Origin of the sequence: Mycobacterium shigaense, assembly GCF_002356315.1 — a bacterium.
GTDB lineage: Bacteria > Actinomycetota > Actinomycetes > Mycobacteriales > Mycobacteriaceae > Mycobacterium > Mycobacterium shigaense.
The window spans coordinates 4,422,853-4,449,819 of the sequence record NZ_AP018164.1 but is presented as its reverse complement, the minus strand read 5'-3'; the positions used below and the strand labels follow the sequence as shown (position 1 = coordinate 4,449,819).

The 26,967-nt window shown below is 67.5% G+C and carries 23 protein-coding genes; 13 read left to right on the top strand and 10 right to left on the bottom strand.

Annotated features, from left to right (window positions below; genetic code table 11):
• Nucleotides 1–17: 17 nt before the first annotated feature.
• Nucleotides 18–6,374: a BTAD domain-containing putative transcriptional regulator gene (locus MSG_RS20695; protein ID WP_232011318.1), complete on the bottom strand. Its 6,357-nt coding sequence runs from the start codon at nt 6,372–6,374 to the stop codon at nt 18–20.
• A gap of 275 nt (nt 6,375–6,649) precedes the next feature.
• On the opposite strand from MSG_RS20695, the gene MSG_RS20690 reads away from it, so the two are divergent.
• The gene (locus tag MSG_RS20690; protein WP_096442558.1) at nt 6,650–7,945 is read left to right on the top strand and encodes a citrate synthase; all 1,296 of its coding nucleotides are present in this window, start codon (nt 6,650–6,652) and stop codon (nt 7,943–7,945) included.
• Here MSG_RS20690 and MSG_RS20685 read toward each other — a convergent pair.
• On the bottom strand, nt 7,942–9,507 hold the full coding sequence (locus tag MSG_RS20685; RefSeq protein ID WP_096442556.1) for a phytoene desaturase family protein: 1,566 nt from the start codon (nt 9,505–9,507) through the stop codon (nt 7,942–7,944). The two genes, MSG_RS20690 and MSG_RS20685, sit on opposite strands and share 4 nt — an antisense overlap.
• A 15-nt stretch (nt 9,508–9,522) precedes the next feature.
• A complete protein-coding gene (locus MSG_RS20680; protein ID WP_096442555.1) occupies nt 9,523–9,786 on the bottom strand; it encodes a DUF2630 family protein in 264 nt (87 codons plus the stop codon).
• Between the two features lie 107 nt (nt 9,787–9,893).
• Here MSG_RS20680 and MSG_RS25235 point away from each other — a divergent pair, with 107 nt between their 5' ends.
• From MSG_RS25235 to arfC, 4 genes are read left to right on the top strand one after another with little or no spacing between them, the layout of a single operon-like run.
• On the top strand, nt 9,894–10,121 hold the full coding sequence (locus tag MSG_RS25235) for a hypothetical protein (RefSeq protein WP_096442553.1): 228 nt from the start codon (nt 9,894–9,896) through the stop codon (nt 10,119–10,121).
• Nucleotides 10,118–10,477, top strand: a complete 360-nt coding sequence (arfA, locus tag MSG_RS25230) for a channel-forming protein ArfA/OmpATb (RefSeq protein WP_096442551.1) — start codon at nt 10,118–10,120, stop codon at nt 10,475–10,477. The genes MSG_RS25235 and arfA overlap by 4 nt, the downstream gene beginning before the upstream one ends.
• 9 nt (nt 10,478–10,486) lie before the next feature.
• A complete protein-coding gene (gene arfB, locus MSG_RS26295) occupies nt 10,487–10,594 on the top strand; it encodes a channel accessory protein ArfB (protein WP_441338210.1) in 108 nt (35 codons plus the stop codon).
• Nucleotides 10,591–11,040, top strand: a complete 450-nt coding sequence (gene arfC, locus MSG_RS20665) for a channel accessory protein ArfC, sunset domain variant (RefSeq protein ID WP_096442549.1) — start codon at nt 10,591–10,593, stop codon at nt 11,038–11,040. The genes arfB and arfC overlap by 4 nt, the downstream gene beginning before the upstream one ends.
• Before the next feature lie 5 nt (nt 11,041–11,045).
• On the opposite strand, the gene MSG_RS20660 is transcribed toward arfC, so the two are convergent.
• The 3 genes from MSG_RS20660 to MSG_RS20650 all read right to left on the bottom strand — a co-directional run bounded on the left by MSG_RS20660 (nt 11,046) and on the right by MSG_RS20650 (nt 13,890).
• Nucleotides 11,046–12,386: a sensor histidine kinase gene (locus tag MSG_RS20660; RefSeq protein ID WP_096442547.1), complete on the bottom strand. Its 1,341-nt coding sequence runs from the start codon at nt 12,384–12,386 to the stop codon at nt 11,046–11,048.
• Nucleotides 12,387–12,392: 6 nt separating this feature from the next.
• Nucleotides 12,393–13,103, bottom strand: coding sequence for a two-component system response regulator PrrA (gene prrA / locus MSG_RS20655; RefSeq protein WP_083098101.1), 711 nt, complete (start codon nt 13,101–13,103; stop codon nt 12,393–12,395).
• A 163-nt stretch (nt 13,104–13,266) separates the two neighbouring features.
• Nucleotides 13,267–13,890, bottom strand: a complete 624-nt coding sequence (locus tag MSG_RS20650; protein WP_096442545.1) for a TetR/AcrR family transcriptional regulator — start codon at nt 13,888–13,890, stop codon at nt 13,267–13,269.
• Between the two features lie 109 nt (nt 13,891–13,999).
• On the opposite strand from MSG_RS20650, the gene MSG_RS20645 reads away from it, so the two are divergent.
• Nucleotides 14,000–14,869 carry an alpha/beta fold hydrolase gene (locus MSG_RS20645; protein ID WP_096442543.1) on the top strand — a complete coding sequence of 290 codons (870 nt, stop codon included), beginning with the start codon at nt 14,000–14,002 and terminating at the stop codon, nt 14,867–14,869.
• A gap of 134 nt (nt 14,870–15,003) precedes the next feature.
• Here the strand turns inward: MSG_RS20645 and MSG_RS20640 are convergent, their stop codons facing one another.
• A complete protein-coding gene (locus tag MSG_RS20640) occupies nt 15,004–16,476 on the bottom strand; it encodes an acetyl-coenzyme A carboxylase carboxyl transferase subunits beta/alpha (protein ID WP_096442541.1) in 1,473 nt (490 codons plus the stop codon).
• 27 nt (nt 16,477–16,503) lie between these two features.
• Here MSG_RS20640 and MSG_RS20635 point away from each other — a divergent pair, with 27 nt between their 5' ends.
• The 7 genes from MSG_RS20635 (at nt 16,504) to MSG_RS20605 (ending at nt 23,665) form a co-directional block, all read left to right on the top strand.
• Nucleotides 16,504–17,235, top strand: coding sequence for an enoyl-CoA hydratase (locus tag MSG_RS20635; protein WP_096442539.1), 732 nt, complete (start codon nt 16,504–16,506; stop codon nt 17,233–17,235).
• A 5-nt stretch (nt 17,236–17,240) separates the two neighbouring features.
• Nucleotides 17,241–18,359: an MBL fold metallo-hydrolase gene (locus tag MSG_RS20630; RefSeq protein WP_096442537.1), complete on the top strand. Its 1,119-nt coding sequence runs from the start codon at nt 17,241–17,243 to the stop codon at nt 18,357–18,359.
• 24 nt (nt 18,360–18,383) lie between these two features.
• On the top strand, nt 18,384–19,967 hold the full coding sequence (locus MSG_RS20625; RefSeq protein WP_096442535.1) for a serine hydrolase: 1,584 nt from the start codon (nt 18,384–18,386) through the stop codon (nt 19,965–19,967).
• Complete coding sequence (locus MSG_RS20620) at nt 19,964–22,357, top strand: cation-translocating P-type ATPase (protein WP_096442533.1); 2,394 nt, start codon at nt 19,964–19,966, stop codon at nt 22,355–22,357. The genes MSG_RS20625 and MSG_RS20620 overlap by 4 nt, the downstream gene beginning before the upstream one ends.
• 149 nt (nt 22,358–22,506) lie before the next feature.
• Nucleotides 22,507–22,695 carry an antitoxin gene (locus MSG_RS20615; RefSeq protein WP_096442531.1) on the top strand — a complete coding sequence of 63 codons (189 nt, stop codon included), beginning with the start codon at nt 22,507–22,509 and terminating at the stop codon, nt 22,693–22,695.
• Between the two features lie 4 nt (nt 22,696–22,699).
• Nucleotides 22,700–23,173 carry a type II toxin-antitoxin system Rv0910 family toxin gene (locus MSG_RS20610; protein ID WP_096442529.1) on the top strand — a complete coding sequence of 158 codons (474 nt, stop codon included), beginning with the start codon at nt 22,700–22,702 and terminating at the stop codon, nt 23,171–23,173.
• Nucleotides 23,174–23,230: 57 nt separating this feature from the next.
• Nucleotides 23,231–23,665 (top strand): hypothetical protein, encoded by a 435-nt coding sequence (locus MSG_RS20605; RefSeq protein WP_096442527.1) that lies wholly within the window; start codon nt 23,231–23,233, stop codon nt 23,663–23,665.
• A gap of 3 nt (nt 23,666–23,668) precedes the next feature.
• Here the strand turns inward: MSG_RS20605 and MSG_RS20600 are convergent, their stop codons facing one another.
• From MSG_RS20600 to MSG_RS20590, 3 genes are read right to left on the bottom strand one after another with little or no spacing between them, the layout of a single operon-like run.
• Complete coding sequence (locus tag MSG_RS20600) at nt 23,669–24,148, bottom strand: VOC family protein (protein ID WP_096442525.1); 480 nt, start codon at nt 24,146–24,148, stop codon at nt 23,669–23,671.
• Nucleotides 24,145–25,659: a carotenoid oxygenase family protein gene (locus MSG_RS20595; RefSeq protein WP_096442523.1), complete on the bottom strand. Its 1,515-nt coding sequence runs from the start codon at nt 25,657–25,659 to the stop codon at nt 24,145–24,147. Before MSG_RS20595 ends, MSG_RS20600 begins: the two co-directional genes overlap by 4 nt.
• A gap of 2 nt (nt 25,660–25,661) precedes the next feature.
• The gene (locus MSG_RS20590; RefSeq protein WP_096442521.1) at nt 25,662–26,888 is read right to left on the bottom strand and encodes an acetyl-CoA acetyltransferase; all 1,227 of its coding nucleotides are present in this window, start codon (nt 26,886–26,888) and stop codon (nt 25,662–25,664) included.
• Between the last annotated feature and the right edge of the window lie 79 nt (nt 26,889–26,967).

Below are 26,967 nucleotides of genomic sequence, written 5' to 3'. Positions count from 1 at the left end.
TCCGTCGGTGGTCAATGTCAACGAGATCGTCCGTCGTCGTAATCTCGCCTTTCGGCCAGTTGGCTTGCCGCGTTTTCCCGCCGCGGCGCCGGGCGGGTGAGTTGCTCAAATTTTGCGAGCGCGACGTCGATGTCTTCCTCGTCGAAGAGTTCGAACCGGCAGCCCAGTTGGCCTTCGAATAGAAAGATGGCGACTTCGCGCAACTCGAAGTCGAAGCCGTCATTTGAAGTACCGGTCACCACCTCTGTGACGACCACTCCAAGATTGTCCAGCTGGTGTACGGCCTCGATATACCCCTTGACACCCGTTGCGACGTCCCAGGTTGCGCGGAGAAAAGGAACCACGTCGCCGGGGTTGAACGCTCTACTGCGCCGATGATCAACGTTCACGCAGTCGTCGGTCATCGGGGGAATTTCGCCTCGGTTGTATGCGGCTTGAACCTGCATGATTGCCGACCACGTATGCGCGTAGTCAGCGGCTTCGCCGGCGAGGTAGCGCGCGTCGAGTTCGGCGATGGCGGCCCCGAATTCGTCGGGGTCGAATGCAACGAACGCCGAACCGCGGTCGTCACGATTGGTCTCGACGATGCAGAGCATCTCGAGCAGGAACGCCTGCGGCTGCTTGTCGGTGCCCCAATAGCGGACCCGAACGAGCGCGAGGCGCTCTCCACGGATCGCAATGACCTCAACCGCCATTTTGTCAACGAGATCAGCTACCACTCGCATGTTTTCGACAGAGGCATTCCGGCCGCGCCTGATCCCCCCGCCCGTTATCCGACGGCGATCGTCATGGAGATGGTCCTCTGCGTAGATCTGGGCCATCGCCTCCCAGTCGCGGGCATCGAAGAACGACCGGAAGTGCTTGTATACCCGGGTTGCCGCGTTTTCCAGTCGCCGCGCCGGGCGGCTGAGTTGGTCGAACTTCGCGAGCGCGGCCTCAAGGTCGGCCTCGTCAAACATCTCGTAACGACTCAGCAGATCGCCGTCGAACATGGCAATCGCGATTTCTCGCCATTCGGCTCGGAAACCCTGTTGCGATGTACCACGCGCCCTTTCTGTAATGGCGGCCCCGCGGTTGTTCAGGCGGTGCACTGCTTCGACGTAGACAGTCATGTCCGGCGTATCGTCGAAAATCTCATGGAGGTAGGCGACCATGTCGCCTTTCGCGAATGATGCTCCGCGGCGGTGGTCGATGTTGACCCAGTCCGGCGTCAATTCGGCTAGTTCATGCCTGTTGATTGCGGAGTAGGCTGCCGTGATGAGTGACCACGTGTGTGCGCAGTCGGCGGCTTCGCCGGCGAGGTAGCGGGTGTCGAGCTCGGCAATCGCTGCGTCGAAGTCGTCGAGGTCGAACGCGACGTACGCCACGATCCGCGCGTTGGCGTCGATTTCCACGATGCGGAGTACCTCGGTGGGACATGCTTCGGGTCGTTTGCTTGAGCCCGAGTAAAGCGTACGAACGAGGGCGAGACGCTCTGCGCGAATCGCGAGGACGTCTGACGTCATGTTCCAGGTGCCGAGATCGGCGATCGTCTGCAACTCCGCAAGCTCGGTGGCGCGGTCGTTACCTTCCCGGCTCAGTCCACGCCGTCGGTCCACGACCCGGATATCGTCGGTGAGCAGCTCGCCGAACTCATCCCAGCGTCTTTCCGCGAAGAGCATGTTGAACCGAGCATCGGCGCGACTCGCGGCGTTCTCGAGCGATTGAGGGCGCTCTTGCTCAAACTGGGCGTGCAACGCGTCGAGTTCGGCGGTCGCGGCCTCGATATCTTCGACATCGAAAAACACCTCGAGGGCAATTTGACCGTCTTCGCCGAGGCCGATCAGTTGAAGCATCTCGTCGTACGGCGCGCCGGGGCTGCGGTCGTCCGTGCCAATTTCTGTTCGACTGAGTGCCAAGCGCTCGCCGCGCACGGCGATGATTGTCATGTGGAATCGCAGTCCGCCGTTTTCGACCATGCGTTTCAGGTCGACGGTGGCAAGATCGGTCCGCGTGAAGCCGACGACCTTTCGTCGACTTTCGACGTGATGGGGTCCGCCGATCTCCTCGAGCTCGTCCCATTCCCCTTCGTGAACGGCAGTCGACAGGCGTCGGATCAATCGCGCGCACGCGTTGTCCGGCTCCGTGAGCATTGTGGCGGCGTACCGCGCGTCGAGTTCGGCGATCGCGGCGTCGAGGTCTTCGACGTCGAACTTCACTTGCAGCGCGACGCGACCCTCATCGTCGAGGGCAGCTACCTGGAGCTCTTCGTCTTGCGGCGCACCAGAACTCAGATCCGCAGTGCCTAGCTGCAGCCGGACGAGCGCGAAATGGTCACCACGCACGGCGATAGCCGTTTGGTGGTAGCGCACCAAGCCCGTCTCTAGATAAATCTTCATGTCCTCAGGCCACTGATTCGCCGGCACGTCCACCCGTGGAAAGCCCACGATTCTCCGGCGACTTTCGACGGAGACCGATGCGGCGATGATCCGCGGCACCTCGTCCCAGGCCTCGCGATTGACCGCATCGACCAGCCGGCTGCCTGCTTGCGCGCACGAGTTGGTCGGTTCGACGGGCTCGGCTTCGAGGTGGGCGCGTTGGCGCACGTCGGCGGAGCCGACGATCCGGCTCGCCCTCTCGGCAAGTGCCGCCGCGCCTTTTTGCTCGTACAGCGCGACCGCTCTTTGGGCGGCGACTCGGGACGCCTCGGCGTCGCCGGCGGCGGCCAAAACGGTTGTCAGACAGAGACATGCGTCGCCGTGATCCACCAGAGCGTCGGTACGCTCGGCGCGATTGACGGCAGCCTCGGCGACTCGGCGCGCCTCGGCGTGAGCATCGCTGCGCGACAGCAGCAGCGCCCGAAGATTGCGCCAGGCGATCGACGGCTTCAGCGCATTCCCGGCGAGACGTTCACTCTCCGTGCATAATTCGTCGGCCTCGCCTTCGCGGCCGAGCGCAAGACAAGTGCGGCCTAACAACGCGGCGGTCTCGGCGGTATCGGCGTCCAGACCCATGCGACGAAACCCGTTGTACGCCAGCCGAAGATGCGGCTCGGCCGCGGCCGGATCATCCACTACCAGCTCGACGATCCCGGCGAACTGCTCGACCTCGAAAAGGGCATGGCGCAGGCCGAGTTCGGTGACCGTGCGCCGGGCCGAGTCGACCATCCGCCGGGCGGCGGCGCCACGTCCGCGGAACGCCTCTAGCACGGCCTGGCATCGTGTCGACGTCGCTTCGACAGCCGGCGAGTCAGTCGTGATGCGCAGCAGTCGCACCACATCAAGGCAGCGCCCGCCCGCGCGCGGAACCGGGTTGGGTCCCCACAGCGCCGCGAGCGGCGCATTCGCCAACACCGCGTTGACCCGGCGGTGTTCGCGCGCACGCCGCGCCGCGGTCAGCGCATTGTCCAAAGCGATTTCGCAGTCGCCGATTCTGCCGAGGCGGGCCAGGCAGCCGGCACGGACGGTGTGCGCCTTGGCTTCTCCAGCCGTGTCGCCCAGTTCAGCCAATTTCGCGGCGGCCGCGCTCACCGCGACCTCGGCCTCATCGAGCCGGTCGGGATGGATCAGCATCGACAGCTGGGCGTCGAAACACGCTGCCCATGCAGCCAGGCGTTCGGAACCCCCCGTCGCGTCCTGCAATTGCGACACGGCACCCGCCGCCGACGAAACATCCCCGGCGGCCAGCAGGGCCTCGCAGCGGGCGATTAAAAGCGCGGCTACCTGCTCGTCGCGGTCGGGCAGCTCCTCGTCAATCTCATCGAGCGCGTGCAGGGCCCGGTCGTACAGATCGGCGGCACCTTCGTAGGCCAGCCGGGCCATCGCCTGGTCGGCAGCGCGGCGGCAGTACTCGACGGCCTTGGCCGCGTTTCCCGCCCACGCGCATTCGAAGTAATGGTGCGCCAGTTCGGCGAGCAGCTCGTCCTGCTCGTCTTGGGCGCCGGGTTGCTCTTCCAGCGTCGCGGCGATGCGCTGGTGCAACCGCATGCGCCGCACCGACGGCAGCTCGGCGAGCAGCGATTGACGGACCAGGGCGTGGTTGAACCGATACCGGCCGCCGGGCTCTTCGATGACGATGCCCGCCTTGCATGCCTCGTCGAACGCATCGACGAGATCCTCGCCGACCACATGCTCGACCAGGTCCAAGGCGAACCGGGCGCCGACGACCGCGGCCGCCGCGAGGGCCTTGTTGGTCTCGGCCGGCAGCCGCGACAGGCGGCGGCTCACCGCTTCGCGAACCCCTTGCGGCAAGGTGCTCGGATCCCATTGCCCGCCGCTCTCGTCGACGTGGCGCAGCGCCTCAATCAGGAAGAAGGGATTGCCACCGGTGACCGACGCGAGTGCTCGGGCCAGCTCTTCGTCCTGGTAGCCGGCCTCGGCGAGGTAGGTGCTGACGTCGTCCTCGTTCAGGCCGCTGAGCTGGATGCGGCTGGCGGTGCCGTCACGGTGCAGGTCGGCGAGCATTGCGGCCAGGGGGTGGGAGCGGTCGAGGTCGGTGCTGCGGTAGGTGCCGAGGATCTGGACGCGGGCCTGGTCGCCAAAGCGCAGCAGATGCCGCAGCAGCAGCAGGGTCGGCTTGGCCGCCCAATGCAGGTCGTCGAGGATCAACACGACCGGTGCGCTGCGGGAGGCGACTCCCAACACCGCGACGACCGCGTCGAACAGCGCGTAACGCTCGGTGTCGGGATCGGCGCGGGTGGGTGCGGGCAGATCCGGCAGGACATCGGTCAGGCCCGGCACCAAAGTCAGGAGAGCCTCAATGCCGCGCAGCCCGCGTAGCTTGCCGGCGCCGAGGCACGGCACCAACGAACGCAGCGCCTCGGCGAATGGCTGATACGGGGCTCCGAGGTCCTCGTCGCAACGCCCGTAAATCACCAGCGCGCCCTGGTCGTACGCCTGTTGGGACCATTCGCCGGCCAACCGCGTCTTGCCGACACCCGGCTCGCCCGCGATCAGCGCCGCGTTCGTCGCACCGGCGAGCGCGGTCTGCCAGGCGGAAAACAGTTGGGCCAGCTCCCGCACCCGCCCGACGAACGGCCCGGGACCGGCCAGCACTGCCGGCAGGGCCGGGCGCTCCAACGGCGCCTCGGTTGCACCCGGCAGGGGAATGTCGACGGCGTCTTGCAGCCGAAGCTCGAAAACGCGCTCCGGGCGCGCCAGGTTGCGCAACTCACGCGTCCCCAAATCGGCGAGGACCACGTCATCGGGCAGGGAGTCCATGACAAGTTCGGCCGTCGCACCCGAGCACAGGATCTGCCCTCCCGACGCCAGCGACCGCAATCGAGCCGCGCGGTTGACCGCGCGTCCGAAGTAGTCGCCGTCGCGGAACTCGACCTCCCCGGTGTGCAGGGCGACCCGGACACGCATCGGCTCGCGCAGCGCCCACGGCTCGCCGGAAATCGCTTCCTGCAGGTCGATGGCCGCGATGGCCGCCGCCGACGGACGGTCGAAGACCGAAAACGTGGCATCGCCCTCACCGCGCGTCTTGATCAGCCGTCCGCCGCGTGACGTGACGACCTGTTCGACGAGTTCGTCGTGGCGTGCCAGCGCAACCGCCATGGCGCCGGCGTCTGCCTCCCACGCCGCCGTCGACCCCTCGATGTCGGTGAGCAAGAAGGTCACGGCGCGAGTCACGGCCGGAACATGTTGCGCCGCCGGGGTTTCCAGCTTGGCATCCTGAGCCACGATCGCGGCCTCGAGCCGGCGCAGATCCGGGCCGGGATCGACGCCCAGTTCTTCGGCGAGCAACGCCCGCGCCCGCTGAAACGCGCCGAGGGCCTCGCCCTGCCGCCCGGCGCGGTAAAGGGCGAGCATCAGCTGGGCCCAGCGCCGCTCGCGTAGCGGGGCGTCGCCCACCGCGCCCTCGAGTTCGCCGATGAGCTCGGCGGCCCGGCCGGTGGCGAGCAGCGCGTCGGCGCGGTCCTCCACCAACGCGGCATAGCCCTCGATCCATCGCGTCTTTTCCGACGTTCCCCGGCGACCCTCGGGCAATTCGGGGATCCCGCGCCACAGCGCGAGCGCCTCCTCGAAGCGGGCCACCGCTTGGCTGGTGTCGCCCGCGGCAGCGGCGTCGCGGCCCGCCTTGGCCGCCAGTTTGTAGCGCGTCGCATCGACCTCGGGGCCTTCGAGGGCCCAGCCCGAGCCCTGCGTCACCACCACGCCTTGAGTGGGACCGCCCAGGGCGCGGCGCAGTGAGGAGATGTGGGTCTGCAGGGCCTTGGCGGCGGTGCGCGGCGGATCGTCGCCCCAGAGCAAAGCAATCAGGGTGTCGGCCGACACGACCGAGCCGTTGCGTAGTCCGAGCATCGTGAGGATGGCGCGCGGTTTCGCGCCCGGGATAGCAACGGTCGCACCGTCCTGGCGAACCTCTAGAGGCCCCAAAACCCCCAGTTCCACCGATGGAACACTACTCATGTCAGCAATCGTCGGTGGGGCAATTCAATGCCTGTTCAAGATCGAGTAAAGCCATTGACGCGGGCGCCTTGAAGGGCAGGTAGCGCGAATGACGAACCGAAGACGACTGGCCATAGAGTGTGATGCCCGCCATAACCGCGGACACACTCACTGCGGACCCGGCCCCCGGGCGGGCGCGCTGTCGCAATAACGACTACCTTCAGCAGTACGCACTTCGTGCGGGCCAGCCATATCAGCCAGAGCGCAAAGGGGTTCTCGTGGCCGACACCGACGACACCGCCAAACTCGAGTACCCGGGTGGCGATATCGACCTGAACATCGTGCGCGCCACCGAAGGAAACGACGGCGTTGCGCTGGGCTCCCTGTTGGCCAAGACGGGCCTCACCACGTTCGACAATGGCTTCGTCAACACGGCCGCGTGCAAGAGCTCCATCACCTACATCGACGGCGACGCCGGCATCCTGCGGTACCGCGGCATACCGATCGACCAGCTCGCCGAGAAGTCAACGTTCATCGAGGTCAGCTACCTGCTGATCTACGGCGAGCTGCCCAGCACCGAACAGCTGGCCGACTTCACCAAGCGGATCCAGCTGCACACGATGCTGCACGAGGACCTCAAGCGGTTCTTCGACGGTTTCCCGCGCAATGCCCACCCGATGCCGGTGCTGTCCAGCACGGTCAACGCGCTCTCGGCGTACTACCCGGACTCGCTGGACCCGGCCGACAGCGAGCAGGTCGAGCTGTCGACGATCCGGCTGCTGGCAAAGCTGCCCACCATCGCCGCCTACGCTTACAAGAAGTCGATCGGTCAGCCGTTCCTGTACCCCGACAACTCGCTGTCGCTGGTGGAGAACTTCCTGCGGATGACGTTCGGACTGCCCGCCGAGCCTTATGACCCCGACCCCGAGGTGGTACGGGCGCTGGACATGCTGCTGATTCTGCACGCCGACCACGAGCAGAACTGTTCGACGTCGACGGTGCGGCTGGTGGGGTCGTCGCAAGCAAACCTGTTCACCTCGATCTCCGGCGGTATCAACGCGCTGTGGGGCCCGCTGCACGGCGGCGCCAACCAGGCGGTGCTCGAGATGCTCGAGCAGATCCGCGCGAGCGACGACGACGTCAGCGAGTTCGTCCGCAAGGTGAAGAACCGCGAGGCCGGCGTCAAGTTGATGGGGTTCGGCCACCGCGTCTACAAGAACTACGACCCGCGCGCCCGCATCGTCAAGGAACAGGCCGACAAGATCCTGGCCAAGCTCGGCGGCGACGACGACCTGCTGGACATCGCCAAGGAACTCGAAGAGGCGGCGCTGACCGACGACTACTTCATCGAGCGCAAGCTCTACCCGAACGTCGACTTCTACACCGGCCTGATCTACCGGGCGCTGGGCTTCCCGACCCGGATGTTCACCGTGTTGTTCGCGTTGGGCCGGCTGCCCGGCTGGATCGCGCACTGGCGTGAGATGCACGACGACAGCGACAGCAAGATCGGCCGTCCGCGTCAGATCTACACCGGTTACACCGAGCGCGACTACGTGGGCATCGACGGGCGCTAGCCCAGCGAGGCCAGCACTGCCATCGCGGCGTTGTGGCCTCCGATGCCCGACACGGCGCCGCCGCGGCGAGCGCCCGAGCCGCACACCATGATTCGTTCGTGCGCGGTGTCCACACCCCATTGCCTGGCCGGTGTGTCCAGCGCGGCGCCGTCCTCGACGAACGGCCAGGACAGCGCGCCGTGGAAGATGTTGCCCGCGGTCATGCCGAGGGCGCGTTGTAGGTCCAGCGTCGTCGTGGTCTCGACACACGGCCGGCCGCTTGCGTCGGGCAGCAATACGTCTTGAACCGGTTCGGCCAGAACGGAATTCAGTGACTCCAGTACCGACTCCGTCAGCCGGTCGCGGACGACGTCGGGGTCGGTTCCCTCGACCAGCGAGTGCGGGGTGTGCAACCCGAACACCGTCATCGTCTGCACCCCCGCGTCGCGCAGCTCGGCCGACAGGATGCTGGGATCGGCCAGCGAATGGCAGTAGGCCTCACACGGCAGCGGGTCGGGAAGCCGCCCGGCCGCCGCTTGAAAATACGCCGAATCCAGTTGGCTCCAGCCTTCATTGACGTGAAACGTCCCGGCGAACGCCTGCTCGGGAGTCACCCGGTCGTCGCGCAACCGCGGCAGCCGCCGCAGCACCATGTTCACCTTGACCTGCGCCCCGGGGGCCACCGCCGCCGGCTGCTCGCCGAGCAGTTCGGCCAGCGCCGCCGGGGTCACGCCCGCCAGCACGAACCGGCCCCGGCTCACGCGCTCGTCGTCGTCGCACCGATAGTCCACCCGCCCGTCCGGATCGACCGCGTAAACCTCTGCGCCGGTGATGATTTCGGTACCGTACCGGCCGGCCGCGGCGGCCAGCGCTGCGGTCACCGCGCCCATCCCGCCGATCGGAACATCCCAGTCCCCGCCGACCAGGTGATAGAGAAAGCAGATGTTCTGCCGCAGTGACGCGTCGTCGAGCTGGGCGAAGGTGCCGATCAGCGCGTCAGTGGCGATCACCCCGCGGACCAGGTCGTCGCGCACCGCGGCGGAGATGGCGTGCCCGATCGGCTCGTCGATCATCGCCCGCCAGGCGGACGCGGCCTCGGGGTCGCCCGCCGCGAGCACGTGGTGCCGGGCGTGTTCCCGGGTGCGCAGCGGTTCGAGCAATGTCGGCCACAGCCGTTCGGTGACGAGTTGGCAGCGCCGGTAGAACGCGTCGAAGGCGGGCTCGTCGTCGGCGGCCCCGATCCGAGCGAACGAATCCCGCGACCCGACCAGCAACCCACTGCGCCCGCATGTCGCCGGTTGCGGGGTGTACGACGAGAACCGCCGCCGGGCCAATCGCACTTCGGCACCCAGGTCGGCGACGATCCGCGGCGGCAGCAGACTGACCAGGTAGGAATACCGCGACAGCCGCACTCCGACGCCGTCGAAGGCGTGTGCCGAGACCGCGGCCCCGCCGACGTGCCCGAGCCGCTCGAGCACCTGCACCCGAAGGCCCGCCCGGGCCAGGTAGCCGGCCGCGACCAAACCGTTGTGGCCGCCGCCGACCACGACGACATCGAAATCCCGTGCGCCGTCTACGGCCATGGCGGTGGCGGTCTTCTACCCGAGGTAGCCCTCGACCTGGCCAGGCGGACGCACCGAGGCCGCACCGGGGTCACCGCCGGTTTCGCGCAGCGCGCGACGCTGCCGCAGCAGGTCCCAGCATTGATCGAGTTCGATCTCGACGCAGCGCAGGCGGTCGTGTTCCTCGGATTCGCTGATGTCGTGCCGCTGCAGCTGCGCCCGCAGGGCTTTCTCCTCGGCGACCAGGTCGCGGATCTGTGCCAGGGTTTCGGTGTCGCCTGGATTGCTGCCATCGGCCATCGCTCCAGTGTGCCGGACGCGGGCCGTCCTGCGAGTGCTCACTCGGTAGGCTGCATGTCGCAGGCGGGTCCGACGAGCCGCGGCAATGATTTGGCGAGGGGACACCGGTGGGTTCACGGGCGCGATCCGGTCAGCGCCGGCCCGGTCTTGTCTGGCTGATCGGCCTGCTGGTCATTCCGTTGTTGATCGCCGTGATCGGACACGCGGCCTTGGCGCCCGGCCGGTCGGGCAACGCGTCCGCTGGCGCGCTGGCGACGGTGGGGCCCCCGGGCAAGCGGGGCGCACCGAAGCTCAACCTGGCGCCCATGTCGATTGTGCGCAGCGCAACGACATGACGTTGACCGGGGAGGTCCCCGACGATTCCGCCAAGGCGATCCTGCTTAAGACGCTGCGGGGGGCGCTGCCCGCGGGCATCGACATCATCGATCAGATCAAGCTCCATCCCGCTGTCGACGCGCTCGATTTCTCGCACGCCGGATCGCTTTTCAAGGACAGCGCGTCGATCACCGACTTCGATTTCGCGGTCGGCGCAGACACCATCACCCTGACCGGGACGGCCGTCTCGCAGGACCAGAAGAACACCATCGAGCGCGACGTCAGGCACACCTGGTCGCATCTGAATGTGATTGACGGGCTTGCCGTTGGCGGGCCGGCTTCGCCTCCTGCCGCCTCGGGTCCCGGGGTCGGCTAGGAGCTTGCCATGGATTTCGTGATCCAGTGGCTGTGGTACCTGCTGGCTTTCGTGACCGGCTCGGCGGCCGCCTGGCTGATCGCCGCCGCCCTGGGCAAGGTGCGCGGGCAACGATGAATCACCCGCACTGGTGGTTGTTCGGCCTGTCGTTCGCAATGGGCTTCGTACTGACGCTCGCGTTGCTGGTTCGCCCCGGCCGCCGCCGACCGCCGGGATCGGCAGCGGCGACGCCGGAGCCGTCGACGACCAGGATCGTCGCCGACCCACCGACCACCAAGGTCGCCACCGACCCACTGACGACGAAAATCCCTGCCGGACAAGAATTCTCGACGATCCGGATTAGGGTCTCGCCGGTCGCGCCCTACGGGCCGGGCTCGGCGAACCCCGGGACGGATGGCAGCGGCCCGCCCGGGTGGATGGTCAAGGGCCGCATGGATACCAAGCTCTGCTACACGCCCGACGACCCCGTTTACGACGCGACCGTCGCCCAGGTCTGGTTCATCGACGAGGAATCCGCCGCGCGAGCGCATTTCACGCCGTGGCGGCAGCGGCCCAGGTACTGACCGCGTCAGCTCGGGGCGGGCAGGCGCAGCAGCAAGCGGGCGCCGCCCAGCGGGCTGTCGTGTAGCGAGGCCGTCCCGCCGTGCAGGTGGGCCTGCTGCGCCACCAGCGCCAGTCCCAGTCCCGAACCCGAATGCGAGGCGGTCGAGCCGCGGGAGAACCGATCGAAAACGACCTGGCGTTCGGTTTCGGGCACACCGGTGCCGTCGTCGTCGACGGCGATTTCCACGCCGGCGCGCGAGCTGTTCGCCGACAGCTGGACCCGGGTGGCGCCGCCGTGCTTGACGGCGTTGGCGATCGCGTTGTCGACGGCCAGGCGCAGCCCCGCCGGCAACCCGACGATGATGCAGGTCGGCGACGGAACCAGGGAGACGTCGACGTCGGGGTAGACCCGGGTGGCGTCGTGTGCGGCGCGGTCGAGCAGTTCGGTGATGTCGACCGGCACGTGATCCTCGAACGTCGACAGCTCGCCCTGGGCCAGCCGCTCGAGCGCGGAGAGCGTCGCCTCGATCCGGGACTGGGTTCGGATGACGTCGCCCAGCACCTCTTTGCGCTGCTCATCGGGGAGATCCAGGGTGGAGAGCACCTCGAGGTTGGTGCGCATCGCGGTCAGCGGGGTGCGCAGCTCATGGGAGGAGACGGCGGCGAAGTCGCGGGCCGAGGCGAGCGCTTCCTTGGTCCGGTTCTGCTCGTCCCAGATGCGCTGCAGCATGCCGCGCATGGCCTCGGCGATCTCCACGGCCTCGGTGGCGCCGTGCACCTCCACCCGCGGCGTCTCGTCGCCCGCATCGATCGACCGGGTCTGCTGGGCGAGCTGTTTGAAGGGGCGTATCGCGAACGACGCGAGCAGCCACGCGAACACCGTCGACGCGAAGATGGCGAATCCGCAGATCAGCAATACCCGGCGGTGCAAATTATTGGTCTCGGCCTTAGTGGCGTCGTACGTCGCCCCCACGGCGAGCGAGGTCGGCTCGGGGCCAGGGATCTCCACCGTTCGCACCCGATAGCGCACGCCGTCGACGTAGGTGTCGCCGTAGTCGACCGCGAGCTTGGGCAGCGTGACGTCGGAGTTCGACTTCACCAGGTTGCCGCGCCGGATCGTCAGGATGGCGTCGCGGTCGTTCGGTGAGTTGGGGATCTCGTCCAGGCCGCGCGGCAGGAACGGGATCGCGAAGCCGGCGGCCTCGTCGAGGCGGCGGTCCAGCCGCTCCTTGCGGTCGTTGGTGATGCCGACCCACACGACCGCGCCCACGATGAGCACCGGGATCGCGGCGCCGAGGGCTGTCGCGAGCACCACCCGGGTTCGCAGCGAGGGCGTACGGGCGAGAATCCGCGACAGGAATTTCATGGCGGGCTACTGCATTCGCAGTACGAACCCGACTCCGCGAACGGTGTGCAGCAGCCTGGGACCGCCGTTGGCTTCCAACTTGCGGCGCAGGTATCCGATGAAGACGTCGACGACGTTGGTGTCGGCGGCGAAGTCGTAACCCCACACCAGCTCGAGCAGCTGCGCGCGGGACAGCACCGCGGTCTTGTGCTCGGCCAGCACGGCCAGCAGGTCGAACTCGCGCTTGGTCAGGTCGACGTCGACGCCGTTGACGCGAGCACGCCGACCGGGAATGTCGACTTCCAGCGGGCCGACGGTGATCGTCTCCGAAGACGAGGTCGCGGTGGCACCGCGGCGACGCAGCAGCGCCTTGACCCGGGCGACGAGTTCGGCCAGCACGAAGGGTTTGACCAGGTAGTCGTCGGCGCCGGCTTCCAGGCCGGCCACGCGGTCGTCGACCGAACTCCGGGCGGACAGCACGCAGACCGGCACGTCGTTGTCCATGGCGCGCAGCGCGGTGACGACGCTGACGCCGTCCAGCACCGGCATGTTGATATCGAGCACGATTGCGTCGGGCCGGGTCTCGGTGGCGCTGCGCAACGCCTCGGCTCCGTCGACAGCGGTCGAGACCTCGAAGCCGGACAGCCGTAGGCCGCGTTCCAGCGAGGCAAGCACGTCGGAGTCGTCGTCGACGACCAAGACGCGAGGTGAGCCGGCACCAATGTCCATGCCGCCCATTTTGCCTGATCGTGGCCGAAGACGCGTCATAGGGGAGTCCTGTGGTGGCTAAATGGTTATCCTATCGAGGCTTTGCCGCGACCAGCGATGGCTATTGGCAGTGCCATCTTCGAATTTTGCTGCCGCGCGCGGACATTCGCAGCTTGGGTCGGGCACCGGGTCGTCATGCGGTTGCGGCTTGGTCGGGTATCTCGCCGACTGCATATCCGTGCGAGGCGAAAGTGCTGGCCACCGCGCGTCGCAGCGCTGGCGCGTCGGTGCCCGAACGAGACCGCAGATTGATTGCGTAAACCAAAGCGGCCAGCACACCGGCGGCCGCATCGACGTCGGTGACGCCGGACAGTTGCCCCTCGTCAAGCCCTGCGTGCAGGGCCGCGCCGAGGGCGCCCCGCAGCTGCTCGTGGTGCCGGTTCAGCAGCGACCGGATCTCGGGCTCAGCGCTTTCGATGCCGGCGTGCGCGTTTGTGATCATGCATCCCCAGCCGGCGAAGGTTCCGCTGCACCGCAGTTGAATCAGGGCGTCAAACAGATCGATGATCGCCGGCACCCCACGCCCGCTTTCAGTGAGATGCCGATGCACGGGTTCGGCCCAGGTGTCGATGTAGCGACGTAGTGCATGCACGTACATGCTCTGCTTGTTTCCAAAGGCGCCGTAAAGGCTCGATCGATTGAGGCCGGTCGCTGTAACGATGTCTTGAATCCCAGTCGCGGCCAAGCCGTTTCGCCAAAATTGCGAAACAATGGCGTCGAGCGCAGCGTCGACGTCGAAATGCTTGATGTCGGCCATGGGTCCTTCGGAAATTCTGCTGACGGGGTTTCATGCTAACACCGATGCTGTTATCTTGAATTGATCGGTCCAAGATAGACCCGGAGCGCGAACGGGCGAAAGGACAGCTGTGGCCAGCGAGTTCGAAGCACTTCTCGAAGCACACCGCAGCGCGGGTCACTTCGTCGATGTCGACGGCGTCCGGACGTTCGTTCGCGACGAAGGTGCCGGGGAAGTTCCCGTGGTCTGTGTCCACGGCGTTCCCGTATCGAGTTACCTATGGCGTAAATTGCTGCCCGAGTTGTCGGCCCGCGGCCTGCGCGGCGTCGCACCGGACTTCCCCGGCCTCGGATTGTCCGCGCGTCCGGTCGATCTCGACTACTCGTGGACCGGACTAGGCAAACATCTGCGAAAGACCCTCGACGCGTTGGATATCCAGAGATTCCATCTCGTAGTCCACGATATCGGAGGGCCGGTGGGTTTGGAGGTCGCCGCCCGGGTGCCGGAACGAGTCGCCTCCCTCACGATCCTCAACACGATGGTCGAGGTCCACACGTTTCGTAAGCCGTGGCCGATGCGGCCATTCGCCTGGCCGGTGCTCGATTGGGTATGGCTCAATGCCGGCCGTGGACCGGTGTTCCGCAAGCTGATGCGCCTGACTGGTCTGTCGCCGCAGACGCGCATCACCGATGACGAGATCGCGGTCCATCAGTCGTTGCTTCTCGGATCGGATGGCGCGCAGGCGTTTCGGAAGATCATGCGCGGATTCGAGACCACTCGGGTCAAGACCGATTTCTACGCTCAGGCCTTGTCCAATGCCCCGTACCCGGTTCAGGTGCTCTGGGGTGTCGACGATCCCCTTCTCAAAATCGGCAAATACGGCTTGATCGCCGCGCGTTTCGCCGGAGTCGACCGACCCACGCCAGTGCCCGGTCGGCATTTCTTTCCTGAAGATAGTGCCGCCGAGATCGCGGACCACATCGTGCGGCTGACGCGATGACAGATCCCACGATCGCCGAGAACAGCCCGGCGCAGGGGCTCGACTGGTTGCGGCACCGGCCTGCCGAACACCCGGCCCTGCGCGGGATGGTTGACCTGTGATGCACCAGACGCCGCCCGGATAACCCAAGCGGCTCAGGGCAATCCGATGCGGCGGTAGCGCTGCAACCGCGCCGCGCGGCGCTCGGCGTCGGGAATCTGCCGCAGCGCATGGACTTCCGCGGCAATGGCCCCCGCCAGGCGCTGGGAGAATTCGACGGGCTCGTCGGCGGCGTCGGGATGCTCCCCGACGATGGCGTCGACAACCCCGGACCGCAGCAGGTCGGCCGACCGAATGCCTTGGGCCGCAGCCAGTTCGGGGGCGTGATCGGTGTCACGGAACACGATAGCGCTGGCGCCCTCGGGCGGCAGCGGCGCCAGCCAGCCGTGCAGCGCGGCCAGCACCCGGTCGGCGGGCACCATCGCCAGCGCCGGGCCGCCGCTGCCCTGGCCGAGCAACACCGACACCGTCGGGGTATCCAGCGTCACCAGCTCGGCCAGGCACTGGGCGATCTGGCCGGCCAGCCCGCCCTGCTCGGCTTCGGCCGACAGCGCGGGGCCGGCGGTGTCGATGACCAGCACCAGCGGCAGCCGCAGCTCGGCGGCCAGCGCCATGCCGCGGCGGGCCTCCCGCAGCGACGCGGGCCCGACGAGGCCGCCGGTCAGCCGCTGCTGACCTAACACCACCGCCGGCTGGCCGGCGAATCGGGCCAGTGCCAGCAGGGTCGTCGCCGCCTCGCCGTGTCCGGTGCCGGACAGCAATACCCGGTCGGTGGCCCCGTGCCGCAGCAGATGCCCGACGCCAGGCCGGTCCGGCCGCCGCGACGCCACCACCGAATCCCAGGCGGGAACATCGGGAATCGGTTCGGGTCGCTGCGGCGCGGGCAGCGGCTCGGCGGCATCGGCGATGACCCGCAGCGCACGATCGGCCGTCCGGCGCAGCTCGTCGAGCGGGACGACGCCATCGATCACCCCGTACCGCTGCAGGTTCTCCGCGGTCTGCACGCCCGGCGGAAACGGTTCGCCGTAGAGCAGTTCGTACACCCGCGGCCCGAGAAACCCGATCAGCGCGCCGGGTTCGGCGACCGTGACATGGCCCAGTGAGCCCCATGAGGCGAACACCCCGCCCGTGGTCGGGTTGCGCAGGTAGACGAGGTAGGGCAGGTGCGCCTCCTTGTGCAGCCGGACGGCCGCGGCGATTTTGACCATCTGCAGGAACGCGACAGTGCCCTCTTGCATGCGGGTGCCGCCGGAACTCGGCGAAGCCAGCAGGGGCAGCCGCTCGGCGGTGGCGCGCTGCACGGTCGCGGTGATCCGTTCGGCGGCCGCCACCCCGATCGAGCCGCCCAGGAAGCGGAACTCGCACACCACGACCGCCACCCGGCGCCCGAACAGGCGTCCCTCACCGGTCAGCACCGCTTCGTCGCGGCCGCTGGCCGCGCGGGCGTCGGCCAGCTCTCGTGCGTAGGCCTCGTCAGCCGCGACCGCCAGCGGCGCGCTGTCCCAGCTGACGAAAGAGCCCTCGTCGAGCACCGCGGCCCGGAGTTGGTCGGTCGTGATGCCACTCACGACTCGAGGCTATATAGGCTGGCGCCCATGATCGGTGTCACCCAGGTCGAAGCCGTTATGACCATCGAATTGCAGCGCCCCGAGCGCCGCAACGCCTTGAACTCACAACTGGTCGACGAGCTGCGGGAAGCCGTGTCGAAGGCCGGCGACGGATCCACCCGCGTGATCGTGCTGACCGGCCAGGGCACGGTGTTCTGCGCCGGCGCGGACTTGTCCGGCGATGCTTTCGCGGCCGACTACCCCGACCGGCTGATCGAGCTGCACAAGGTGCTGGACGCCGCGCCCATTCCGGTGATCGGCGCCATCAACGGGCCCGCGATCGGCGCGGGCCTGCAGCTGGCCATGCAATGCGATCTGCGGGTCGTGGCGCCGGACGCGTTTTTCCAGTTCCCGACCTCCAAATACGGCCTGGCTCTTGATAACTGGAGCATTCGCCGGCTGTCCTCACTGGTCGGGCACGGGCGGGCCCGGGCGATGCTGCTGGCCGCCGAGAAGCTGAGTGCAGACATTGCGCTGCAGACCGGGATGGCCAATCGCCTTGGGACACTGGACGATGCGCAGGCGTGGGCCGCCGAGATCGCGGAGCTGGCGCCGCTGGCGATTCAGCACGCCAAGCGGGTGCTCAATGACGACGGCTCCATCGAGGAGGCCTGGCCGGTGCACAAGGAACTCTTCGATAGGGCCTGGGGTAGCCAGGACGTCATCGAAGCGCAGGTCGCGCGGGTCGAGAAGCGGCCGCCGAGGTTCCAGGGGGCCTGATCGCCATGCTGCGCACAGCGCTGCGAGTGACCGCGGGCAGCGTGACGCTTGCCGCCGGGGGGTGGCTGTTGCGCGCGCTGCACGGCACACCCGAGGCGCTCGGTGCCGATCCGAGCGCGGTGCGGTCGGTGACCGAGTGCTCCCCGAACTACCGCGACGGCGTCTTCGTCAACCTCGATCCGGCCTCGACGGCCAATCCGGACCGCCAGCAGCTGGCGATGATCGCCCGGGAGTTCGTGGGGGCACGCGGGAAAACCCGGCCGGGTGCGCCCATCCCGTTGGGCTCGCCGGGGAAGTTCGACGGCGACATCAGTCGGCTGGCGGTCACCTGGCTCGGACACTCCACGGCGCTGCTCGAGGTCGACGGCTACCTGGTGCTCACCGACCCCGTGTGGAGCGACCGGTGCTCGCCGTCGGACGTGGTCGGGCCGGAGCGGCTGCATCCGCCGCCGATGGAGCTTGACGCGCTGCCTGCCGTCGACGCCGTGGTGATCAGCCACGACCACTACGACCACCTCGACATCGACACCGTTCTCGCGCTGGCCCGCACTCAGCGCGCCCCGTTCTTCGTGCCGCTGGGTGTGGGCGCACACCTGCGCTCGTGGGGCATCCCCGAGCACCGCATCGTCGAACTCGACTGGCACGAGAGCGGCAACGTGGGCGAGCTCAGCCTGATTTGCCTTCCGGCGCGGCACTTTTCGGGGCGCTTCCTGGACCGCAACACCACGCTGTGGGCGTCCTGGGGCATCGTCGGCCCCACCCGCCGGGTGTATTTCGGCGGCGACACCGGCTACACCAAGAGCTTCGCGCAGATCGGCGCCGACCACGGTCCCTTCGACGTGACGCTGCTGCCCATCGGCGCCTACCACCGGGCCTGGCCCGACATCCACATGAATCCCGAGGACGCGGTGCAGGCTCATCTCGACCTGACGGCGTCGGGCTCGGGATTGCTGATGCCCGTGCACTGGGCCACCTTCCGGTTGGCGCCGCACCCGTGGGCCGAGCCCGTCGAGCGGCTGCTCGCGTCCGCCGACGACGCCGAAGTCACCGTGGCCGTACCGGCGCCCGGTGAGCGGATCGATCCCTGCACGCCGCCACGATTCAACCCGTGGTGGCGGCTCTGACCGGCCGCCGTAGAGTCTGCGGGCATGACGAGGCGTACGGCGGCGACCGCTGGCTTGACGGTGTTGCTGGCGCTGACCGGATGCGGGGCCGGCAAACCGGCGTCGAGTCCGGCGTCCGCCTTGTCCGACGCCCCGCCCAACGAGGTGTCGGGTCTGGACGTCCCGCCCGGCCGCATCGATGACGCGGTCGCCAAGCTCGACGGCCTGGTCGGCGACCTGATGAGAAGCACCGGCGTCCCGGGCGTGGCCGTAGCCGTGGTGCGCGGTGGAAAGACGTTGTACGCCAAGGGCTTCGGCGTCAAGGACGAGAGTAAGGGCAGCGGCCGGGACAACACGGTCGACGCCAACACCGTGTTCCAGCTGGCTTCGGTGTCGAAGTCGGTGGGCGCCACAGTCGTCGCGCGCGAAGTCACCGACAACGTGGTCGCCTGGGACACAACGCTAACCACCAAATTGCCGTGGTTTGCGCTGTCGGATCCCTACGTCACCGGCCACGTGACCGTCGCCGACCTGTACTCCCATCGCTCCGGGCTGCCGGATCACGCCGGCGACAAACTCGAGGACCTGGGTTACGACCGCCGCCAAGTGCTGGAACGGCTGAAGTATCTGCCGTTGGCACCCTTCCGGAGCAGCTACGCCTACACCAATTTCGGATTGACCGCCGCGGCCGAGGCCGTGGCCACCGCGGCGGGTAAGTCCTGGGAGGATCTGTCCGACGAGGTGCTGTACCGCCCGCTGGGGATGTCGTCGACGAGTTCGAAGTACGCCGATTTTCTGGCCCGGCCCAACCGTGCCGTCCTGCACGTCAAGGTTGGCGACAAATGGGAGCCACGCTTTCAGCGCGATCCCGACGCGCAGACGCCCGCCGGCGGGGTGAGCTCATCGGTCAACGACATGGCGCGCTGGCTGACGCTGCTGATGGGCAACGGAACCTACGACGGGCAACGCCTCGTCGCGCCGGAGGCGTTGTCATCCGCGCTCACGCCACAGACCGTCTCGGTGCCCGCGGCGTCTCCCAAGGCGCGGGCGGGCTTCTACGGCTACGGGTTCAACTCTTCGGTGAGTTCGTCCGGGCGGACCGTATACAGCCACTCGGGCGGTTTCTCGTCGGGCGCGGCGACCAACTTCGTCGTGATGCCGTCGGCAGACGTCGGCATCATCGCGCTGACCAACGGTGCGCCCTACGGCATTCCGGAGGCGTTGACCGCCCAGTTCATGGATCTGGTTCAGTACGGCCAGATCCGGGAGAACTGGCCGAGCCTGTACAACCATGCGCTCGGCTGGATGAACAACCCGGAGGGCTCGCTCGTCGGCAAGCAGGCTCCCGCCAACCCCGCGCTGCCCCGGCCGCTGACCGAATACTTGGGCGTATACGCCAGTGATTACTGGGGGCCGGCGGTGGTGACGCAAGACAACGGTCAGCTTCGGCTCGCGCTGGGGCCGAAGAATCAGCTGTTCACCCTGACGCACTGGGATGCGGACACCTTCACCTTCTCGATAACTGACGAAAACGCTCCGCCCGGAACGATTTCCAAGGCCGTCTTCGCGCCGAACACGCTCAACCTCGAGTACTACGACTCCGACAAGCTGGGGACGTTCACCCGATGAACGCCGGGCTCACCGATGCCGCGGTGGCAGAACGGGTAGCCCAGGGTAAGAGCAACGCCGTGCCGCAACGCGCCGCCCGCAGCGTCGCGGACATCGTTCGGGCCAACGTGTTCACCCGGATCAACGCGATCCTGGGTGTGCTGCTGCTGATCGTGCTCGCCACCGGGTCGGTGATCAACGGGCTGTTCGGACTGCTCATCGTCGCCAACAGCTGCATCGGCATGATCCAGGAGATCCGGGCCAAACAAACGCTGGACAAGCTGAACATCATCGGGCAGGCAAAGCCCGTGGTGCGCCGCGAATCCGGGACTCGGGCGCTGCCGGCCACCGAGGTCGTGCTCGACGACATCATCGAGCTCGGCCCAGGCGACCAGATCGTCGTCGACGGGGTGATCGTGGAGCAGGACAACCTGGAGGTCGACGAATCCCTGCTGACCGGCGAGGCGGACCCGGTCGACAAACGGACCGGAGACGCGGTGATGTCGGGCAGCTTCGTCGTCGCCGGCAGCGGCGCCTACCGCGCCACCGAGGTCGGTCCGCGGTCTTACGCCGCCAGGCTGACCGAGGAGGCCAGCAAGTTCACGCTGGTGAATTCCGAATTGCGCAACGGCATCAACCGGATTCTGCAGATCGTGACCTACCTGCTGATACCGGCCGGGCTGCTGACGATCTACACGCAGCTATTCACCACACACACAGGTTGGCGGCCGGCGGTGCTTCGCATGGTCGGCGCGCTGGTGCCGATGGTGCCTGAAGGGCTGGTGCTGATGACGTCGTTGGCGTTCGCGGTGGGCGTCATCAGGCTCGGCCAACGGCGCTGCCTGGTAAAGGAATTGCCGGCAATCGAGGGGCTGGCGCGGGTCGACGTGGTGTGCGCCGACAAGACCGGCACGCTCACCGAAAGCGGCATGCGCGTGGCTAAGGTCGACGAACTCGGTGGCCGAGAGCCGGAGTCCGTCGCCGATGTGCTAGGCGCACTGGCCGCGGCCGACGCCCGGCCTAATGCCAGCATGCGCGCGATCGCTGAGGCTTATGGCCAACCGCCGGACTGGATTGCCACGGCGACTGCACCTTTCAAGTCGGCGACCAAGTGGAGCGGGGTGTCCTACCGCGGTCACGGCAACTGGGTGATCGGCGCTCCGGACGTGCTCCTCGACCCGGCCACGGACGCGGCGGCGCGGGCCGAACGGATCGGGGCGCAGGGACTGCGGGTGCTGATGCTGGGCGCCTCCGACGTCGCCGTCGACGACCCCGGCGCACCGGGTCGCGTCGCGCCGGTCGCGCTGGTGGTGCTCGAGCAACGGGTGCGACCCGATGCCCGAGACACCATCGAATACTTCGGCGCCCAACAGGTCTCGGTCAAGGTGATCTCCGGCGACAACGCGGTGTCGGTCGGCGCGGTCGCGGCCAAGCTCGGTCTGTACGGCGAGGCGATGGATGCCCGCCAACTGCCCACCGACCCCACCGAACTGGCCGACGCACTGGACACCCACGCCACCTTCGGTCGGGTGCGGCCCGACCAGAAGCGCGCCATCGTGCATGCCCTGCAGTCGCGCGGACACACGGTGGCGATGACCGGGGACGGCGTCAACGACGTGCTGGCTCTCAAAGATGCCGACATCGGTGTCGCGATGGGTGCGGGCAGCCCGGCATCGCGTGCGGTGGCACAGATTGTGTTGCTGGACAATAGGTTCGCCACGCTTCCCTATGTCGTCGGCGAGGGCCGCCGGGTGATCGGCAACATCGAGCGCGTCGCCAATCTGTTCTTGACCAAGACCGTGTACTCGGTGCTGCTCGCCTTCTTCGTGGGCATCGAGTGCCTGGCGTCCAAATTCCTGGGGGCGGACGCGTTGTTGTATCCGTTCCAGCCGATCCACGTCACCATCGCGGCGTGGTTCACTATCGGCATCCCATCGTTCATCCTGTCGCTGGCGCCCAATAACGAGCGCGCCCATCCCCGCTTCGTCCGGCGGGTGCTGACCGCCGCGCTGCCGTCCGGGACCATCGTTGGCGCAGCGACTTTCGCCTCCTACCTGGTGGCCTACCACGGCCGCCACGCCACCATCCAACAGCAGGACCAGGCGTCGACTGCGGCGCTGATCACCCTGCTGGTCGCCGCCGTCTGGGTGCTTGCGGTGGCGGCCCGTCCCTACCAGTGGTGGCGGGTGGCGCTGGTGGCGGCCTGCGGTCTGGCCTATGTGGCGATCTTCAGCATCCCCTGGGCGCAGCAGAAATTCTTGCTCGATCCGTCGAACCAGGAGGAGACGTCCACCGCGATGGCGATCGGGGTACTGGCCGCCGCGGCGGTCGAGGCCACCTGGTGGATCCGGGCCAGAATGCTCGGCGTGCCGCCCCGGTGGTGGCGGCAGCCGACCCCGGAGGCGAACTGAAGCGAATCTGGCCGACGAAGCGCGAAACGAATGTCGGCCCGCTGCGTTGCAGACCGGCACAGCGGTGCTACCTGCAGGACCGCTTGGGGCTGTCGGCAGTTAAGGTTTACCAGCGAAAGCGGCTCGGGAGCCCAGGGGAAGGACGACGCATGGGATTGCTGGACAAAGCGAAGGACTTGCTGGCGCAGAATGCCGACAAGGTGGGGACGGCGATCGACAAGGCGGGCGAGTTCGTCGACGACAAGACGCAGGGCAAGTACTCCGACACCATTCACCAGGTGCAGGAACAAGCCAAGAAAGCCGCCGAGGCGGCGGCCAAGGACGACGACCACAACTGAGCGCATGGCCAAACTCTCCGGATCCATCGACGTACCGCTGCCGCCCCACCAGGCGTGGCAGCATGCCTCTGACCTGTCCCGCTACAAGGACTGGCTGAGCATCCACCGCGTGTGGCGCAGCAAATTGCCCGACGTGCTGGAGAAGGGCACGGTGATCGAATCGATCGTCGAGGTCAAGGGCATGCTCAACCGGATCAAGTGGACGATCGTGCACTACAAGCCGCCGGAGGCGATGACGCTCAACGGCGACGGTGTGGGCGGGGTCAAGGTCAAGCTGATGGCCAAGGTCAAGCAGAAGGAAGACGGCTCTGTGGTCAGCTTCGACGTGCACCTCGGCGGCCCGGCGCTGTTCGGGCCGATCGGCATGATCGTCGCGGCCGCGCTGAAGGGCGACATCAATCAGTCACTGGAGCAGTTCGTGACGGTGTTCACCTCTCCCGATCCCGGCATGAATGGCGACCGCGGCGCGCGGCGCTGATCGGCTGCCTAGCGTGGCACGCGGCGCGCCGTCGGGCGCCCGGTTAACCTCGCTAGCATGATCCGCCGCCTGCGCACCGGATGGCTGGTGGCGTTGTTCGCCCTCATCCTCGCGGGCAGCACCTGGATGCCGTGGCTGACGACGGCGGTGGGTGGCGGCGGCTGGGCCAACGCCATCGGCGGACGGCACGGCAATCTGGAGCTCCCGCCGGGGTTCGGTGCGGGCCAACTCATCGTGCTGTTGTCCTCGACACTGCTGGTGGTCGGCGCGATGGTGGCTCGCGGCCTGTCGGTGAAGACGGCTTCGGTTGCATCCCTTGCTATTTCGTTGCTTATCGTCGCGCTGGTGGTGTGGTACTACAAGCTCAACGTCAACCCGCCGGTGTCGGCCCAGTACGGCCTGTATGTCGGCGGCGTGGCCGCCCTGGGCGCGGTGGTGTGTTCGATCGCGTCGGTGATCGCGGCGGTCGCCGCGGGTCGCCGTCGTCGGTGAGGCTCAGCCGGACGGGAACTCGTGCTCGCCCGACGTCGAGCCGCCGGTGGGTTCGTTGACGCCGAACACGAAGGGCGCGAAGACGACTTCCCGACCGTCGGGGTCGCGGTAGGTGACCGCACCCGTGGCCGCCCAGTACGGATGCTGCTCGGCGGGCCGGTGCCCCGCCCGGTCCAGGCGCGCGACGGCGGCCTGCTGCGCCGGTTTGTCCGGGAAGTACAGGCACAGTTGCTCGTGGTGGTCGACCGCGACGGCGTCGACGGCCTCCACGACTTCCATCGTCAGGGGCGAGCTGGGCAGACCGAAGATCGCGCCGTTGCTGCCGTAGCTGCCGGCGAAGGTCTCATACAGCGGCAGCCCGACAAGCTCGCGGTAGAACCGCACCGTTTCCACGAAGTTCGCCGAGCGACGGGCGAAGCGGATCGCCCCGATTGACGCCAGCTCGGCGGGCCAGTGCGTGGTGCGGCGCGGCTTTCCGGTCATAGCGCGACGGCGCTCGGCGCGGAATCAGCGCTCGCCCAGCGCCGCAACTGCGCTCCCGGCGCCCACGTCGAATGGGTACCGCTCGAGACGCGTTCCGGCAGTTGGAGTTTGCATACCGGACCGTCCGACAACCGGGCCGCGTCGAGGATCACGCAGTATGAGGCGTCGGCGTTCATGTCGGTGGTCAGCGTCACCAGGTAGCCGTCGTCCTCGCCGGTGCTCCCGACGCGCGGCGCCATCGCGGTCTCGCTGCCGTAGACCCCGTCGCCGAACGAGATCGCCTCCTGGCCTCCGCTGTGCAGGTCATGTTTGACCAGCCCGTCGAACAGGAACCAACCGGGCTTGCCGGTGGCGGCATAGGCATAGCGATAGCTCCCGGCCGCGTAATCGGGGTTGATGGTGCCGAACTCGGTGATGGAGTCAGACAGGCGTTCTTCGATGACGGCGCCGGTGACCAGGTTCAAGCGCCAGCGGTGCAGCCTGGTTTGCAGTCGGTCGAGGGCCAGAAAACGAAAAAGCTTGTCCCACTTGGTTCCCCCGGCGTCGAGCGGCTGCGGATCGCCTTCGAAGAACCCGTCGAGCACGATCTCGTCGCCGTCCTCATAGGCGTTGGTGAAGTGCAGCACGAAGGTCGGGTCCGCCTCGAACCATCGAATGTCGTCGGGCGAGCCGCGGCGCGGGATCACCGCGAAGCGGGACGGAATGTCCGGGTAGAAACGCGGCAGGTGTACGTCGTGCTCGAGCAGTCGCGGATCCCAGAACAGCGGGAAATCGTTGAGTATCGCGTAGTTTTCGGTGAACGCCATGTCGTGGGGGAGCCGTGGTCCCGGCAGCGGGATGTCAACGTAATGGACCAGATCGTTGTGCTGGTCGACGACGCCGTAATGCATGAAGGGATCCTGCTTGCTGTAGTTGAAGAACAACAGCTCGCCGGTTCTGGTATCCACCTTCGGGTGTGCGGACACGCCCCAATCGACCGGGAAACGCTCGTTCCAGGTCTCCTTGCCGAGTGTCTCGGCCGAATACGGGTCCACCCGATAAAGATCCCCACACTGGTAGAAGCTGGTCAAGGCGATACCGCGGTGCACGATGACGTCGGTGCTCGAGGCGTCCTTCATCCGGGTGCGGGCGCCCCAGCCATCTTCGCGCTTGGCCAGTTGCACCGGCTCGGCCAGGCCCGGCCACAGCGGTTCGCCCGCGTCGTTCTCGGCGATGAAGCCGTCGGTGCGAATAAAACGGTTGCGGTAGAACGCCTTTCCGTCCCGGAAACCCACCACGTGCACCATGCCGTCACCGTCGAACGGATGGTAGGTCTTGAACGCGGGATGCAGCGGGTTTTCGGTGTTGCGCAGGTAGACGCCGTCCAGATCGCGCGGGATCTCGCCCTCGACGGCGGTCAGGTCATCGGCGTCCCATTCGGTGGTTTGGGGTCGCCACGGGCCGGTGCGATAGGGGTGGTCGTCGTCCTCGGGCAGGGTGGACAGAAATTTGCCGACGATCTCGACATCCATGGTTACGCCCCTTCGACTGCGCTGACGAGGAAACTGACCGTGGTGGCTGTGCTGCCGCCAAAGTTCAAGGTGCCGAACGCCGTTGCGTTTTCGACCTGGTAGTCGCCGGCCGCGTCGCTGACCTGCTTGGCCGCATCGAACAGCATGCGCACGCCGGACGCCCCGACTGGATGCCCGCCGCCGATCAATCCTCCGCTCGGATTGATCGGGAGCCGGCCGCCGATTTCTATTTCGCCGTTCTCGATGGCCTTCCACGATTCGCCGGGACCGGTCAACCCCAGGTGGTCGATGGCCAAGTATTCGCTAGGGGTGAAGCAGTCGTGCACCTCGAATCCGTCGACGTCGTCGAGGGTCAGCCGCGCGCGGCGCAGCGCATCGAGGACGGCGGCCCGCACGTGTGGAAGCACGTACGGGCCGTCGGCCGCCCGGTCCAGTTTCTGGCGCAGGCCCAGACCGACGGTGCGATGTCCCCAGCCGTCGATGCGCCCGATCGGGCGCGCTGTCGGGTGGTCCCGCAGGTAATCGGCGTTGACGAGCACCAATCCCGCACCGCCATCGGTCATTTGGCTGCAGTCGAACCGGCGCAACCTGCCCTCGGTGACCGGGTTGGTGGTGTCGTCGTCGGTGATCGGGTCGGGCACCGTCCAACCCCGCGTCTGCGCGTTCGGGTTGCGACGCGCGTTGGCGAAGTTCAGTTGTGCTATGGCACGCAGGTGCTCGTCGTCCAGCCCGTAGCGCCGGTCGTACTCGTCGGCGACTTCGCTGAACATCGACGGCCACACGTAGCGCGCGTCGGCTCCCTCGTGTCCGGTCCACGCGGCCGCACCGAGATGCTGCGCGGCCACGTCGCCCGGCACGGTCTTCTCCAGCTCGATCCCCACCACCAGCGCGGCGGCGTACGCGCCGGAGCGCAGGTCGGCTATCGCCGACAGCGCGGCCACGCTGCCGGAGGCGCACGCGGCTTCGTGCCGGGAAGCCGGGGTGTCCCACAGGCCGTCGCACACGGTGGCCGGCATGGCCCCGAGGTGGCCCTGCCCGGCAAACATTTCACCGAAGGCATTGGCGACGTGCACGACCCCGATGTCGGCGGCATCGACCCGCGCCGAGGCGAGGGTCGCGTCCACCACTTCGCCGGTCAACGCGGCGAAGTCGCGGTTCTCCCTGGCGAGGTTGCGGGCAAAGTCACTCTGGTAGCCGCCCAGAATCCAGACGCTTGTGGGGTCAGCCATAAGCGCACGCTACTCCTGGACGACCCCAGAAATGGCGGACCCGTCGGCTCTCGGGCTGAACCGACGGGACCTAGATGGG

Bases quoted from the DNA above. Each gene is read 5' to 3' on its own strand.
- MSG_RS20685 (WP_096442556.1), bottom strand. From the start codon at position 9,507: ATGGCCGTAGACGGCGCACGGGATTTCGATGTCGTCGTGGTCGGCGGC.
- MSG_RS20680 (WP_096442555.1), bottom strand. From the start codon at position 9,786: ATGGCCGATGGCAGCAATCCAGGCGACACCGAAACCCTGGCACAGATC.
- arfA (WP_096442551.1), top strand. From the start codon at position 10,118: ATGACGTTGACCGGGGAGGTCCCCGACGATTCCGCCAAGGCGATCCTG.
- arfB (WP_441338210.1), top strand. From the start codon at position 10,487: ATGGATTTCGTGATCCAGTGGCTGTGGTACCTGCTGGCTTTCGTGACC.
- arfC (WP_096442549.1), top strand. From the start codon at position 10,591: ATGAATCACCCGCACTGGTGGTTGTTCGGCCTGTCGTTCGCAATGGGC.
- MSG_RS20660 (WP_096442547.1), bottom strand. From the start codon at position 12,386: ATGAAATTCCTGTCGCGGATTCTCGCCCGTACGCCCTCGCTGCGAACC.
- prrA (WP_083098101.1), bottom strand. From the start codon at position 13,103: ATGGGCGGCATGGACATTGGTGCCGGCTCACCTCGCGTCTTGGTCGTC.
- MSG_RS20650 (WP_096442545.1), bottom strand. From the start codon at position 13,890: ATGGCCGACATCAAGCATTTCGACGTCGACGCTGCGCTCGACGCCATT.
- MSG_RS20635 (WP_096442539.1), top strand. From the start codon at position 16,504: ATGATCGGTGTCACCCAGGTCGAAGCCGTTATGACCATCGAATTGCAG.
- MSG_RS20630 (WP_096442537.1), top strand. From the start codon at position 17,241: ATGCTGCGCACAGCGCTGCGAGTGACCGCGGGCAGCGTGACGCTTGCC.
- MSG_RS20625 (WP_096442535.1), top strand. From the start codon at position 18,384: ATGACGAGGCGTACGGCGGCGACCGCTGGCTTGACGGTGTTGCTGGCG.
- MSG_RS20620 (WP_096442533.1), top strand. From the start codon at position 19,964: ATGAACGCCGGGCTCACCGATGCCGCGGTGGCAGAACGGGTAGCCCAG.
- MSG_RS20615 (WP_096442531.1), top strand. From the start codon at position 22,507: ATGGGATTGCTGGACAAAGCGAAGGACTTGCTGGCGCAGAATGCCGAC.
- MSG_RS20610 (WP_096442529.1), top strand. From the start codon at position 22,700: ATGGCCAAACTCTCCGGATCCATCGACGTACCGCTGCCGCCCCACCAG.
- MSG_RS20605 (WP_096442527.1), top strand. From the start codon at position 23,231: ATGATCCGCCGCCTGCGCACCGGATGGCTGGTGGCGTTGTTCGCCCTC.
- MSG_RS20600 (WP_096442525.1), bottom strand. From the start codon at position 24,148: ATGACCGGAAAGCCGCGCCGCACCACGCACTGGCCCGCCGAGCTGGCG.
- MSG_RS20595 (WP_096442523.1), bottom strand. From the start codon at position 25,659: ATGGATGTCGAGATCGTCGGCAAATTTCTGTCCACCCTGCCCGAGGAC.
- MSG_RS20590 (WP_096442521.1), bottom strand. From the start codon at position 26,888: ATGGCTGACCCCACAAGCGTCTGGATTCTGGGCGGCTACCAGAGTGAC.